General features: G+C 67.0%; 15 protein-coding genes. 4 read left to right on the top strand and 11 right to left on the bottom strand.

The features are described 5' to 3' along the window. Positions 1–5 precede the first annotated feature (5 nt). The 3 genes from ABD999_RS36970 to ABD999_RS36980 are packed head-to-tail and all read right to left on the bottom strand — an operon-like array spanning position 6 to position 3,036. The gene (locus tag ABD999_RS36970; RefSeq protein ID WP_271276000.1) at positions 6–1,364 is read right to left on the bottom strand and encodes a cellulose binding domain-containing protein; all 1,359 of its coding nucleotides are present in this window, start codon (positions 1,362–1,364) and stop codon (positions 6–8) included. Positions 1,365–1,423: 59 nt separating this feature from the next. Then, positions 1,424–2,170 (bottom strand): SIS domain-containing protein, encoded by a 747-nt coding sequence (locus ABD999_RS36975; RefSeq protein ID WP_271276001.1) that lies wholly within the window; start codon positions 2,168–2,170, stop codon positions 1,424–1,426. Next, a complete protein-coding gene (locus tag ABD999_RS36980) occupies positions 2,167–3,036 on the bottom strand; it encodes a MurR/RpiR family transcriptional regulator (RefSeq protein ID WP_271276002.1) in 870 nt (289 codons plus the stop codon). Before ABD999_RS36980 ends, ABD999_RS36975 begins: the two co-directional genes overlap by 4 nt. A gap of 136 nt (positions 3,037–3,172) precedes the next feature. Between ABD999_RS36980 and ABD999_RS36985 the strand changes: the two genes are divergently transcribed. Beyond that, complete coding sequence (locus ABD999_RS36985; protein ID WP_271276003.1) at positions 3,173–3,307, top strand: hypothetical protein; 135 nt, start codon at positions 3,173–3,175, stop codon at positions 3,305–3,307. After that, positions 3,304–4,461 (top strand): methyltransferase domain-containing protein, encoded by a 1,158-nt coding sequence (locus ABD999_RS36990; RefSeq protein ID WP_271276004.1) that lies wholly within the window; start codon positions 3,304–3,306, stop codon positions 4,459–4,461. The genes ABD999_RS36985 and ABD999_RS36990 overlap by 4 nt, the downstream gene beginning before the upstream one ends. A 57-nt stretch (positions 4,462–4,518) precedes the next feature. Here the strand turns inward: ABD999_RS36990 and ABD999_RS36995 are convergent, their stop codons facing one another. After that, the gene (locus ABD999_RS36995; RefSeq protein WP_271276005.1) at positions 4,519–5,409 is read right to left on the bottom strand and encodes a hypothetical protein; all 891 of its coding nucleotides are present in this window, start codon (positions 5,407–5,409) and stop codon (positions 4,519–4,521) included. Between the two features lie 190 nt (positions 5,410–5,599). Between ABD999_RS36995 and ABD999_RS37000 the strand changes: the two genes are divergently transcribed. Further along, complete coding sequence (locus ABD999_RS37000; protein ID WP_271276006.1) at positions 5,600–6,382, top strand: transposase family protein; 783 nt, start codon at positions 5,600–5,602, stop codon at positions 6,380–6,382. Positions 6,383–7,529: 1,147 nt separating this feature from the next. After that, complete coding sequence (locus ABD999_RS44035) at positions 7,530–7,793, top strand: GntR family transcriptional regulator (RefSeq protein WP_378525374.1); 264 nt, start codon at positions 7,530–7,532, stop codon at positions 7,791–7,793. 148 nt (positions 7,794–7,941) lie between these two features. On the opposite strand, the gene ABD999_RS37005 is transcribed toward ABD999_RS44035, so the two are convergent. The 7 genes from ABD999_RS37005 to ABD999_RS37035 form a co-directional block, all read right to left on the bottom strand. Continuing rightward, complete coding sequence (locus ABD999_RS37005) at positions 7,942–8,313, bottom strand: hypothetical protein (RefSeq protein ID WP_271276007.1); 372 nt, start codon at positions 8,311–8,313, stop codon at positions 7,942–7,944. Positions 8,314–8,790: 477 nt separating this feature from the next. Continuing rightward, positions 8,791–9,054, bottom strand: a complete 264-nt coding sequence (locus ABD999_RS37010) for a hypothetical protein (RefSeq protein ID WP_271276008.1) — start codon at positions 9,052–9,054, stop codon at positions 8,791–8,793. A gap of 7 nt (positions 9,055–9,061) precedes the next feature. Next, positions 9,062–10,120, bottom strand: coding sequence for an ATP-binding protein (locus ABD999_RS37015; RefSeq protein WP_271276009.1), 1,059 nt, complete (start codon positions 10,118–10,120; stop codon positions 9,062–9,064). A 256-nt stretch (positions 10,121–10,376) separates the two neighbouring features. After that, entirely contained in the window at positions 10,377–10,853 is a 477-nt protein-coding gene (locus ABD999_RS37020) for a hypothetical protein (protein WP_148033661.1), read from the bottom strand. A gap of 225 nt (positions 10,854–11,078) precedes the next feature. Continuing rightward, the gene (locus tag ABD999_RS37025; RefSeq protein WP_271276010.1) at positions 11,079–12,140 is read right to left on the bottom strand and encodes a hypothetical protein; all 1,062 of its coding nucleotides are present in this window, start codon (positions 12,138–12,140) and stop codon (positions 11,079–11,081) included. Between the two features lie 90 nt (positions 12,141–12,230). After that, the gene (locus tag ABD999_RS37030; protein WP_271276011.1) at positions 12,231–13,130 is read right to left on the bottom strand and encodes a hypothetical protein; all 900 of its coding nucleotides are present in this window, start codon (positions 13,128–13,130) and stop codon (positions 12,231–12,233) included. Beyond that, complete coding sequence (locus tag ABD999_RS37035; protein ID WP_271276012.1) at positions 13,127–13,660, bottom strand: RNA polymerase sigma factor; 534 nt, start codon at positions 13,658–13,660, stop codon at positions 13,127–13,129. Before ABD999_RS37035 ends, ABD999_RS37030 begins: the two co-directional genes overlap by 4 nt. Positions 13,661–13,803: the final 143 nt, after the last annotated feature.

Raw genomic sequence — 13,803 nt, forward strand, 5'->3', positions numbered from 1 at the left:
CTCTCTCAGGAGTTGGGGACGGTGTCGCGGAACGAGGTGCCCTCGGCGCGCAGGTCGCCGACCCGGCTCAGCACGCCGGCGGGCGAGACGACCTCGTTCCTGGCGTGGTAGACCCAGTCGACCTGCTGGCGGTAGGTGCGGGTGCCGGTGGCGGCCTGGAGGTCGATGAACCACTGGTTGAACATGATCCACATGGGTGTCTCGGGGTAGTGGATCCCGCCGTGGTCGGCGAACAGGCGGCCGTCCACGTAGTACTTGATCCGCCCGCCCGACACCTGGATCACCAGGTCGTGCCAGCCGGCGAAGCTCGCGCGCTCCTCGGTGTGGGTGTTCACCGCCTGCCACGGCTCACCCTGGTAGGTCTCCCAGCTCGTGGCGTAGAGGATGTTCGAGGGCTCGCCCCAGCCGCCGTTCGGCAGATACTCGAAGTCCAGCTCGCCGTAGTCCGGGTCGAGGTTGAAGCGGAGCGGGGTGATGGTGAAGAACGTCTGCACGACGTGCTCGCCGTCCGGGCCGCTGGTCGGGGCGTCGCTGAAGCGCACCCTGGCCGCGTACGTGCCCTCGAAGAACTTCCGGCCGGCCGTCGACAGCTCGGTGTGCACGGTCCCGCCGGCGGTGCCGTCGGTGCGCGAGTCGAGCGTCAGCAGCCCGCCGGGGAACGTGATCGCCGACGGCGACCAGGTGGCCCCGGGCACGCCCGGCCCGCCGGAGCTGGAGCGCACGGTCCAGCCGCGCTGGGCCAGTCGCGGGTCGGACGAGTTCGTGTACGAGAAGTCGTCGAACAGCACGCCGCCGGGGCCGGGCGGCGGGTCCGTCGGCGTGGGCGTCGGGCCGGGGTCGCTGCCCGAGGGGGTGCCCCAGGCCAGGGTGCCGCCGACGTACACGGTGACCTTGTCCCAGTCGGTGTAGGAGGTCTGGGGGCCGTAGGAGTAGTCGTCGCTCTGGGTGAACGTCTGCCAGTCTGCGCGGTAGAAGCGGAGCTGCAGGTCGCGGGTGCTCGCGCCGGGGGCCAGGGTGCCCGAGGTGAAGCCCACCTCCAGGTACTGGGCCGGGCCCTCCTGGTCGACGAAGTGTCCCGTCACGGTCGAGCATCCGACCACGGCCCAGGAGCAGGCGAAGCGGTAGGTCTCGGTGCCGGTGAGGTAGTAGCGGATCTTGACCTGGTTCAGCTGGATCGTGGTGGTGCCGTCGTTGATCAGCTGGAGCCAGGGCTCTGCCTGGGCGGTGGTCGCGCCGGGGGCGCTGGTGCGGTACTGGAGGCGTACCGACTGGGCGGCGCCCGCCGGGGAGGCCACGAGGGTGGTGATGAGGAGGGCGAGGGGGAGGGTTAAGGACAGCAGGATTTTTCCGACATTTCGTGACATGGGTGGGCTTCTCCTTGGTGTGCGGTCCCCCGATGTCGAACGGTCCCCCGAGATCGTGGTCAGGTGCCGCGGCGCAGGCGGCCCTCGTACAGCGCTTCGAGCTTGAGGTTGTGCTCGTCGCCCCCGGGCACGTTGGCGGACAGGTAGACGGGCGGCGCCTGCCCCGCCTCCAGCAGGTCGCGTACGGTCCGCGCCACGACGAGCTGGGCGATGAGCGCGGAGGTGATGGTGGAGACCGCGCCGGTGGCGCCGCCGCCGGGCAGCGGCAGCACCGCGTCCCCGTACGGCGCCCGGTTGTCGAGCACGACGTCGGCGAGGTCGGTGAGCTTGCGGCCCGAGGGGTGACGGGAGGCGACCGCGCCGCTGTGGGCCTGCGAGGTGATGGCGACCAGGTCGTGGCCGTGCTCCTTGACCAGCGTCGCCAGCTCGACCACGACGCCGTTGACGCCGGAGTTCGAGATGACGACGAACAGGTCCTCTTGCTCGACCGGGGCCAGGTCGAGGATGGTGCGGGCGACGGCCGGGTCGCGTTCGAGGTCGTAGCGGTCGAGCGTCTCCCGGGGGGCGTTCCCGTACAGGACGAGGTCCCTGAGCGCGAGACGGTTGGTGGGGACGAGGCCGCCGGCCCGGCCGGCGATTTCCATGGCGACGGCCTCGGAGTGGCCGGAGCCGAAGGCGTGGATGACGCCGCCGCTGGTCAACGCCTTGACGAAGAGGTCGGCGGCTTTCTGGATGGCGGGGTCGGCGGGGATCTGTTCGACGAGGTCGGCGATATGGTCGGCGAATTTTTCCGGATTTATCGTCATGAATCACCTTCCGAGAGGCGGTGCCCCGCCACGGCCCTGACCGTCACGTCGAAGGCCTGCTTGGTCCGCTCGTACGTACGCTGCGCGACCGACACGTAGACCACGTCCAGCACGAGCAGCTGCGAGTGGATCGCGGCGAACCCGTCGGACCGGAACGTCGTCTCCCTGCTGGCGGTGGTCAGCACCAGCTCGGCCACCTCGGCCAGCGGCGAGCGCGGGTTCGACGTCACGGCCACGGTGATCGCGCCGTGGCTGCCGGCCTCGGCCAGCACCTCGATCGCCTCGCGCGTCCGGCCGCTGTGGGAGATGCCGATCGCCACGTCGCCCTGCCCGAGCAGCGCCGCGTCGGTGAGCGCGCTGTGCGCGTCGGACCTGCTCCAGGTGGGGATGCGGATGCGCTGCAGCCGGTACTCCATCTCGCTGGCCACGGCCGCGCTGCTCGACACCCCGAACAGCAGCACCCGCCCCGCCCGCGCGATGGCCTGCGCCACCTTCTCCACCACGGCCAGGTCGAGCTGGTCGCCCGTCTCCTGGATGAGCCGGATGTCGTTGCCCGACACCACGCCCAGCACCTTCTCCAGGGTGTCGCCGGGCAGGATCTCCTGGCCGATGTCGGTCTGCCAGGTCTGCTGGTTGACCCGTCCCATCTCGGTGGCCACGGCGACCCGCAGCTCCGCGTACCCACCGAAGCCGAGGGCGCGGCAGAAGCGGGTGATGGTGGCGGTGGAGGTGCCGCTGCGCTCGGCGAGATCGACGATGGTCAGGCGGGCGGCCGCGGCGGGGTTCTCCAAGATGGCGTCGGCCACCTTGCGCAGCGCGTCGGGCATCTCATGCCGCTCGGTCCTGATCCGGCCAAGGAGCTCCATGCGGTGAAAATTATGCTCAGACAGGCCCCCAGTCAAGCGGTGCAAATAATAATTCTTGACCAAAGCGCGTTCTTGCACCTTGACGTAATCTTGCGATCACTTGGAGTCACCGAGGCCGCGAGAGGAGACCACGCCGATGGGCGGGAAGCACGCAGGGGAACCGAAGAAGGACAAGCCGCTCAAGCCCGGCCAGGAGCCGAAGGACGACAGCTGGCCGGGCGGGAAGGGCAGGCATGCCAAGGGCGACGGGAAGGACGAGAAGAAAAAATGATCAGCTCCCGCAACAGCGCCGAGGCACTCATCCAGAATCTCGGCCCCCTGGACCGGCGGGTGGCCGACGCCATGCGCGCGGTGCCGCGCCACCTGTTCGTGCCGCCCGTCGCCCTGGCCTGCCCCGACGACGGAGACGAACACGTCATCGACCGGGAGGCCGACCCCGCCGCCTGGTGGGAGGCGGTCTACTCCGACATCCCCATCGTCGCGCAGCTTGACGACGGCTCCACCGATATCAGGGCCGCCTCCGGCCGCCACACGTCGGCGTCCTCCGCACCCTGCATCATCGCCCGCTTCCTGGAGTGGCTCAACCCCGAGCCGGGCCACCGGGTGCTGGAGATCGGCACCGGCACCGGCTGGACCGCCGCCCTGCTCTCCCATATCGTCGGCGCGGCCAACGTGACCTCGATCGAGGTCGATCCCGTGGTGGCGGAGCAGGCGGCGAAGAACCTGGGCGACGCCGGGTTCCAGCCGCACCTGATCGTCGGCGACGGCGCGGAGGGCTGCCCATCGAGGGCGCCGTACGACCGTGTGCACGTCACCTGCGGTGTTCGTACGGTGCCGTACACGTGGGTGGAGCAGTCAAGACCGGGAGCCGTGATCGCGGCGCCCTTCATGCAGGATTTCCAGACCAACTTCGCGCTCCGGCTCGTCGTCACCCCTGACGGCGTCGCCCATGGCCGGTTCCCCGGGCTCGCCTCGTACATGCTGATGCGTGCCCAGCGTTCCCTCCCAGGCCGGCAACCTCATGAGACGGAGAACAAGCGGCACCTCACCACCCGCATCGACCCCCGCACGATCGCCTACGCCCCCATCGGAGCCGATCTCGCCATCGGAGCGATGACCGGGCTCACCGCCCACGGCAGCGACGAACCCGACGAGGACGGGGAGCTCTACCGGATGTGGGTCACCGACCCGCGCAACCCCGACACCTGGGCCGTGATGGACTGGCGGCCGGGCTGCGAGGAGTACGAAGTGTTCCAGGTGGGCGACCGGCCCGTCTGGGAGGAGGTCACGGACGCCTACTTCCGGTGGGTGGGCTGGGGTGAGCCCGACTTCGATCGGTTCGGCATGACGGTCGGGCCGGACGGGCAGCGGATCTGGCTGGACCGGCCGGGGCACCCGCTCACCGGCCGTTTGTCCGGCAACTGACATGTCGCCCGGTGCGGCTCCGGGCCGGGCGACATGGCACACGTCCAGGGACCCCGGTCACCACAGAGCCGGCTCGCACACCATGCTGCCGGCGGTCTCGCAGTTGAGCCGGGCGTCGACGATGTGGACGGCGCGGACCCGCTTGTCGTCGAGGAGCAGGCGCAGCTCGCTCGGAGCGGTGTTGTCGTCGACGTACCCGACGATGCGGCCACGTGCGGCGGCCTCCTGCACGTTCGGCAGTTGAAGCCCCACAGCGGACAGGACGCTCTGGTCGGCCGAGCGGAGCAGGGCGACCCACGCGCGGAACTCTTCGAAGAGGGGCAGGTCCTCACAGTTGCGCGCCACCCGCCGCTCCTCGCATGCCGGGGTCCTGTCCCAGTACAGGGGGACGTCGCCGGCCAGCCCGGAAGAGATCAGGATGTTGTCCCCACGGACTCCGTAAGCGTTCTCGTACTGTTCGGAGGTCATCGGGGTGCGCAGCTCGACGACGGCCGTCACGGCGACACCGTTGCCCAACTGGTCGAGCAGGCCGGCGCTGTCGTCCGGCTGCTTCTCCGCGCCGAGTCGCCGCAGCACCTGGCGCATGCGGGTATCGGGGAACACCGGCTTGTGGATATCGGACGTCCCGGCGGGAGAGATCAGGGTGCTGCCACGGACGTTGCGGTAGATGTCGAATGATTGGACGGAATAGGGCTCCTCCCCGGCGCGGGCCCACTGCGGCTCCGCCGCCACCCGGACGGAATGCTCGTCGGCAGGTCGTCTCGGCCACGACACCGTGGCGAAGCGGAACTCGGGATTCGCGACGGAGATCCCGTTCCTGGCGACGACATAGAAGTGCTCGCGCCCATCGCCCACCTGGACGTCGCGCCCGTCGGACTCGCAGCCGGTCAGGAACACGAGCATCAGCGCGACGGCTACGCACTTCCGCAGAAGGCCGGCACCGGTCACGACATCACCCCAGCCGCCAGGGCAGGCCCCGGCCGGGTTTGGCTGTGTGACTTGCATCAGCTTTCAAGGAGGCTTTTCCAACCTGATCGCGCTGGTCAGCAGGGACGACGCCGGGACCGGTCGACACGAGAAGAGGCTCCCGGTAAGACAGCAGTCGACCAAGATCCGATGCCTCTACCGGAGAGCCTCGTTGCTGTCATACCGTGCCGCGATTCCGCTGTCCAATCGCACCCTGATCCGCCTGGCCGAGTTGATCCGTGCCCAGCGTGCCGAGCGCCGCTGCCGGTGGCGACGCCTGGACCCGTCCCGGCAAGCCCTGCTGGTACTGGCCCACCTGCGCAACGGCGACACCTACGCCCGGCTGGCCGCAGGCTTCCACGTCGGCACCAGCACCGCCTGGCGCTACGTCCGCGAGGCGGCCGACCTGCTCGCCATGCTGGCCGACGACGTCCACGCCGCCGTCTTACGCGCCGGTCGGCTGGCCTACACCATCCTGGACGGCACCCTGATCCCGATCGACCGGCTGGCCGACGAACGGCCGTACTACTCCGGAAAACACCGACGCCACGGCGTGAACGTGCAGGTCCTGGCCGATCCGGCCGGCCGGATCGTCTGGGCCTCACCCGCGTTGCCCGGTGCCACGCACGACCTGACCGCCGCCCGCGCCGCCGGCCTGATCGACGCGCTCACCGCCGCAGGAGTGAAGACCTTCGCCGACAAGGGATATCAAGGCGCGGGCGGCAGCATCCGCACCCCGTTCAAAGGCCACCGGCTGCGGCCGCCACTGTCACGCCATCAGCGCTCGGTCAACCGCGCACACGCCCGCATCCGCGCCTGCGGGGAACGCGCCGTTGCCACTTTGAAAACCTGGAAAGTCCTGTCCCGCCTGCGCTGCTGCCCACACCGCGCCACCACGATCGTGCAGGCCATCCTCGTCCTGCAGCTCATCGAAGAAGGCCGCTACTCAGGATGAAAAGTGCTCAAGGTAGATGGGTGACAAGTATGGCCCACTTGATCCCCTCAGATGCCCGAACGGTGACCTTATGGGTTTCCAGCGGTCCCGAAGGATATCGATCGACCGTATAAGTTGTATAGCCCGAGATGCACTGACGGACGAAATGAAAGGCCTCGACACCATCGATGACCACCTCTCCTTGAGGCCCCACACAATCCACCGCGACCTTGAAAGAGCCGCCAAGCTTCGCCCGGCCCGTCCAGTAGGCATGCTCCCCTTGCTGTCGACGTGAGATAAGGCGATTTTCCCTTTGGCCTTCTTCTTCAGATTCATCAATGGCCGGTCCTCGAAAGGGGGTCGATCAGCCGAGGTCAACGGACGGGCAGGTTCCGGGGCGGAGGATGGAGTTCGTACCGATGTTTCCGGCGCCGAACAGCCCGACAACAGTGCCACAATCACGACAACACTGAGTAATCGATCCACCACATAGCCTTTCTCGTGAGTGGAGCCCTTAAGAGCGGGTTCAGCTTGTCATTCTTGATCATGAGGCGATACTTCGCCAAGCACGGAGAACCGTGATGAACTCTGCTCTCTGCGCTGCGGAGGTGGTGAACCGACTACCTGGAACGAACTGCCCGCTGTGCCATGAGCTCCGACCTCCGGACCAATAGTGGCTGCCGACTCGGGCCGTTCATGAATAGACCCTCGGAACGGCGTCCGTCAAGATCGAGGGCGTCCCCGCAAAGAGCGGGGACGCCCCAGTCGCCGACTCGGTGTTCCTACCCGGCCCTTCCCCGCAGAATCCGCAGCCGCAGCTCCTGAGCAGCCCGACAACCCCTCCACGGGCTTCCGACACCGCACGCCGAATTTTCCTCAGCGAGCCGGCGGACGAACCACAAACCGCCGCCGCTGCACAGTTCGAAGATTGGGAACCGACAGCTGCACGTATGCTTACGAACTCGTACCCGATGCACGAGAGAAAGGCTCGCCCGCCATTCCACCATTTCGGCCTCCGGCAGGAGATCGGCCACGTGCGGCCCGTGGTACGAGTCCATCGGCGAGCGCCGGCCCCGACATTGCCTGTAGAGCCGGGCCAGTCACAGGGGAATATCAGGCATAGAGCCTACCTATCTTGGGCCCAACCTGGCCGCGTAGTCCTGCTGCCGTGGAAATCGATCGAGACGGAATACGAGCGCCCTACCTCCAACTGGCGGACGCGCTGCGCGCCCACGACGAAGCGGGCGAGTTTCGACCTGGACGGAAGGTGCCGTCACAGACGCAGTTGGAGGAGGAGTCCGGGCTATCCCGGAACACCGCGAAGAAGGCCCTACGTGCTCAAGAGCGAGGGCCTGCTCATCACCGCCCGCGGGAGTGGCCTCTTCGTCGCCGGATCCGACAACACGCAGACAACCCCGCACAAGGGCCCTAAGTAGCCCGTGTCGTCCACGGGCAGGCGCTTGCGCCTCCGCATTTCATCCATGGTCAAAGGCTTCGTCAGTTCTACGATCGCAGCGACCTCCTTTCCAGGGCCCCGCACGCCGCAACTCGGCGTCTACATCCGGCGAAACCATAGGAGTTCAGCCCAGGCCTCCGAAGTCGGAGATCTTCCAAGAGGCCGCTTCCGACTGCCTTCCCACCAGGAAGCTATAAGGGTAGTTACGATCGTCATTCGGTGGCTCTTCGTTACACCGCTTGACCTCGATATCAACATAAACCCTTTGAACTTGCCGATAGCCGCCAGGCCCATACTCGTCGGCATGCGGCTCACTCACCTCAAAAACCTTAACGCTTGCCCAGGCATTGATGGGGTTATTGAACCAACCGTGAACGCGCTCGTAATAGGGTGGCGCCGATAATGAACGGACCGCCTCGTCGTCACGCGCCTCAACGGCATTAAGATACGTGCGGACAACCACATCAGCAGGCGCACCATCCTCGGGAAGCACCACCGGCGCCCCCTGAGACAGGGCGCACGTAGCACAGCCGCCGCTCAGATTCATTAAAACTACGATAGCCACCAGGGCAGCCGCGCACTTCGCCCTCATATCTACGCACCTTTCTGCAGGTGAGCGGTGTCAGCGAGCGTGGACGGCCCCCTCTCGGGAACCGCCCACGCCGCAACTGACCTACGCAATCAATACATCACTCTGATTGCATAGATCTTCATGTTGGGATGTTTCTTCTTCGCGGCAGGCAGGGACACTGCCATCGGCCGATAGTCGTATGGATCGCTATGCTGGGCGAGTCTCGACCGAAACCCAACGGGCAAGATTTTCTCGGTAATCGGTAATTCGATCTCCTTATCCAGATTGCTCTCAACGTGTAGTCATATAGCCGCGATCAGTGGTGAATAAATCGGCTCCAACACCGCACCGGTTGTCTGCGACGAGAGTCGACGAGGCCACCGCCTGCGTTCACGTACTTCGCTATGCACGCAGAACCCTGACCTGACGGCCGGACGGCGTGGTGTAAGGCCAGCGGACCAGCACGTCCAGACGTTTGGTGCCCGCGGCGTACTCCCGGTCGAGCTGGCCGCCGCCGTTGACCAGCCGGTGCAGATACGCCATGAGGATGATCTGACAGGCGGCTTCGTGGTAGTTCTCCTGCTGGATGAGCACCTCGCCGTGCTCGCGCCAGAACACGACGAACTCTCGCAGGAGGCGCTCCAGGTCGAAACGGCCGTCTCGCATGACGAAACTAGCGCGGATCGGCCATCACGTACTGTTCCGCCAGGTCGCCCAGCACCCGCAGGACGACCTCCCGGTAGATCGGGTTCGCCACCTCCAGCGGGGGCTTCTGCTTGACCAGGCCCAGGTCGCGGACGTACGACAGCGCGTCGGAGAAGGTGGGGTCGACCTCGGGGAACGATCCGGCCACCACGGGCTCCATCACCCGCTTGACCCGGGGCTCGTGCAGCCGGGCCACCAGCGCGTCGAGATGGGTGGCGCGCGCCCTTATCAACCGCTCCTTGGCCTCGTCCACCTGCCCGGCGGTGACGGCGCCGGTCACCCCCATCTTGATGATGATCTCGTGGGCGAGGGCATTGACCAGCCATGGCTGTCCTTGGGTCAGCTCGAAGGCCCGGTCGACGGCGTCCTTGGTGAACTCTTGGCCGGTCGCCTCGGTGTGCTGGTCGTACAGCTCGCCGATCTGGCCGGCGGTGAAGTCACCCAGGCGCAGCGACTTGGTGACGATGTTGAACGGGCTGATCGGGTTCGACCGGTCGGCGTCGCCACCGCAGGCGACCTTGTAGTCACGCACGTCGCGCAACCCGCACAGCACCACGGACGCGGGAAACGGACGCCCCTTCGGCCGCGAGTTGTGACCGTCACGGAGCTGACTGAGAATGCTGACCATGCTGTTGCCCTGCAGGCCGTCGATCTCGTCCAGGAGCAGCACCACCCGGCGCGGGCTGCGGCGGCACCACTCGGTCAGCGCCGAATCGAGCCTGGTGCCCGCCGGAGCCTGCGGCCAGGAATCCGGTGGCAGCAGCTCCTCCGGCCATCCCGACCACTCGGCGGCCTGGCGGAGGGACTTCAGCAGGATCTCCTCCGCCGCCGCGTAGTCGTCACCGGCCGACTTGGCGCGCTCGCAGGAGAACATCAGGGCGGCGATGTCGCCCTCTGCGGTCAGCTCGGATGCCAGGGCTTCCAGCACGGTCGTCTTGCCGGTCTGCCGGGGCGCGTGGACCACGAAGTACCGGTCCATGTCGATCAGCGCTCGCGCCTGGGGAAGCCGCGGCGTGGGCGGCAGCATGTAGTGGAGCTGGGAGTCACATGGGCCCGCGGTATTGAAGGATCTTGTTCGGGGTGGGCGCATAGTCACATAGTGTCATCTCTCCTTGCGCTGAGTGGGGAGATCATGCGCCGATCCCTGGTTCGATGAGGGCTTCGCGTGCGCTGACCGCCCCGCCGATGGCCGTCTGGCCCGATAGACCCTCGAAACGGCGTTCGTCAAGATCGAGGGCGTCCCCGCGATGAGCAGGGACGCCCCAGTCCCGGGGACGCGGTGGTCAGTTGAAGGGGTTGTCGTACGTGATGCTGCTCCTGGTGCGCATCATGTATCCGCTGCTGCTGAACCAGCCTCCGGTCACGTCGAAGCGGACGTTGCTCACGGTGCCGCCGAACTGCACCTCGGCGTTGTACAGGAAGACCCGCTGGCACCCGGGAGCGGTCGTGGTGCCGGACTCCACGGGCCATGTCGAGTTCGCGCCGTTGACGATGATCTGGAAGTAGGGCGCGGGGTAGGCGCTCTGCCAGCATAGGCGCAGCGCGTAGCGGTACTTCGTGTTCCCGTCGTCGAACGCCACCGTGCCGTCCAGCAGGGCCAGCGCCCCGTAGCCGCCGGTCGCATTGAGCTGCACGTAGACGGGCTGGTCCGGGCCGTATGCCGCGTGTGCGGGGCTGATCGGCAGGAGTGCGACGGCCAGGGCCGCGAGGGCGGCGGCGATCGACGCCGCCAGACGACGTCCTTTCGAGCGTACGGTCAATTCACACCTCTCCGTTTCGGAAGTGCCAGGTGCCCGGAGATTAGGAGGGCGTCGCAGGCCGGTCCAGCACGGCGCGTCGATGCGGCCGATCCGGTCAGCCGCTAAATGCCACTTCAAGGGCGTCCTTGGGAACGCTGTTCATGGTCACCTGGGAAGAGAGGCAGGGCTTCCGGTCGAAATTTGCGACATTACGGTGAAAGTTTCACAGGCCACCCGAGTCCTTCTTCAGCCGTAAAGCTGGTCGTCGTCCTTGGGCCAGGCGGCGGGAACGCATTCGCCGTGTTCATCGTCTTCGCAGTGATCCCGGGTCCGCACGATGTACATGGTCTTGACATGGTTCAGCTTCAGCAGCTTACGCAGAAGAACCGGGTTCGCGTCCTGCTCGATGTAGCCGTACGACTTTCCACTGGCCGCCTTTCTGAGCCGGTCGAGGCTCAAGCCGAAGTGACGCAGCGCCGGCTCGTCAGATGGCTCCAGGCGGTTCACCCAGGCCTCGAAGCTCTGCGTCATCCTGTCGGAGCTACCCTGACAGCTCTGGCAGTACGGCCTCGGGCTGTAGTCCCAGTAGACGATCGGGTCGCGCCGAGTGGGAGGCGCGAGAATCGCGTTGTCGAAATGCAGATGTTTCCTGCTCCGGACGTCCTCAGCGGTCATAGGTTTCTTCCATTCGACGACCGCGGTCACATCCTTTGTCCGGCCGATCTCTTTCAGCACCTCGTCGACTTCCTTCTTCGCCGGTACGGTCTCGGCTCCGGACCTTCCGAGGCGGCGAAGCGTCATGGTCAACGCGGTGGTGTCAGGCAGCGTGTCGAGTTCATGAAGAACGTTCTCGACCTGCAGATGCGCGCGGCCATAGGGTTCCGTGTAGTAGAGGCGTCCTGAGTCGCTGTCCTGGCGGATGAGGAAATTCGCGGAGGCGCCGGTTTCGGGGCCGAGGAGCGGCTCGATGCCCAGTTCGACGGCCATCTCGCCCTCCTCGCGTTCCCATGCCCAGTCGGCGCGCGTCAGCGAATATTCGGGGTGGGTGATCCGGAAGGCGTTGGCGACGACGTGGCCGAACTCCGTGATGTCGGAGTAGCGGTGCCGAGGTTCACCTCGGTCCTGGTCGAGGAAGCCGCACGACATCAGGGTCGCGCAGCATAATCCGGCCAGTACCGGCCGGCTCCATCTTGTGAACATCACGCTCCTGAACGGCCGTTCCTGGATTTCCGGCACCTTCCAAGAAAGGTAGGCGGTGCGGATGACGGGGATTTCCATCAGGCCGAGCAGTTCGTCCCGTCCGGCCACCGTCCTGAGCCGGGACAATAGATGCTTACGGCCGCAGCGGAAAGCCCCCGACTCCGAGTGCCTTGAGAGCCAGGGGCATAGCTGTGCGCGTTACCGGCCGCTCGTCAGTTCGCGGGGCTTGGGGCCGCCGTAGAGGGGGTTGAGGGGCACGCGTTCCTCCGACACGATGAGCCGGACCACGCCGTCGGCGTGCGGTTCGGCGTCCCAGACGATCCAGTCGTCGCCGACGGGAAGCGACTGGTCGTCAGGATCGAGGCCGAATCCCTGGCCGCCCCGGTTCGGCTCGATGATCTGGTAGACCACCTGGAGACCGCGCCGCTCCGCTTCCTTCCGCACCACGCTCACGGGCCGCTCGTCCACCCGGAAGCCGCTCAGCATCCCGCCCGCCTTGGTGGCGGTGCCGTGCGACTTGTACACCTCACCGGGCTTGGCCGCCCGGCCGAGCCTGATGTAGGCGCGGCCGCTCAGGTTCTCGTCCACCTTGATGACCAGATGGCAGCCTTCCTCCCCGATCAGGCAGCCGTCCGGCTCGATGCCGGTGACCAGGGTGTTGGGACCTCCCGACGTCATTACGGACCTTCCCCCACCGAGGTGATGGCCCACGTGGTCGGGTGCGGCCGGCACGATCTCCAGCGTCACGTCGACCCCCACCGCGCGGAACGCCTCCTCGTACAGAGCCCAGTCGGCGTGCGGGTCCTTCACCCTGGCGACCCAGAGGCCGTCCCGCAGTTCGATGTGCATCGCCGCGTTGGCGTACGAGGTCGCGCCGTGCTGGCCGGCCACCAGGGTGGGGCCGACGACGAGGGCCGACGTGAACGCGGCGGCGACCGCGAGCCCGAGGAGCAGGCGGCGCCTCGGCCGGCGCGTCCTCGCCGGGGACGGAGGCTCGGCGGTGAGGATCGCGTCGAAGAGGGCTCGGGCCGCCGGCCCGGTGGATCGGCCCGCCAGGTCCTCGTCACGGACGCGGGCGAGCCCTTGCAGTTCGTTCATGTCGGCTCCACGGCGAATCGGTTGGCGGTGATTCCGTCGTCTTCCAGCGCTTGGGAAAGGCGCTTGCGTGCCCGGTGCAGGCGGATCCGGACGGCGTTGCGGGAGATGTCCAGGACGGTGGCGATCTGGCCGTGGTCCAGCCCTTCCCAGGCGACCAGCGCCAGCAGTTCACGGTCGGCGTCGGGCAGGCCGGCGAACGCCCGGGCGATCACGTCCCGATCGGCGGTGCCCTCCGGTGAGCGGGTGTAGACGTCGGCGATGTCGGCGGTCAGCGTCGCCAGTCTCGACTGCCGGTGCGCCTGGCCCCGGCGGTGGTTGGCGAGCACGTTCCTGGCGACCCCGTACAGCCACAACCTGGCCTCGTCGCCGCGCGGCAGGGAGTCGACGCGCCGCCAGGCGGTGGCGAACGTCTCGGCCACCACGTCGGCGGCGTCCTCGGGAGTGGCGCAGCGCCGTACGGCGTAGCCGAGTATCTGCTCGTAGGTCTGCTGGTACACGGCCTCGAACCGGCGCCTCCGGTCGTCATCCACGGGCGGTCCCCATGGTCGGCCCCCTCATCTCCAGGAATTGTCAGGACATCCCCTACATGTCGGCGAGTGAGGCACCATTTCACCCTTCCGCAATCGACTCCGGGTCTTCACACCCGCTGCCGGGTTCTGTAAGACAGAGGTGC

This window comes from Nonomuraea ferruginea, from assembly GCF_039540635.1.
GTDB classification, from domain to species: Bacteria; Actinomycetota; Actinomycetes; order Streptosporangiales; family Streptosporangiaceae; genus Nonomuraea; species Nonomuraea ferruginea.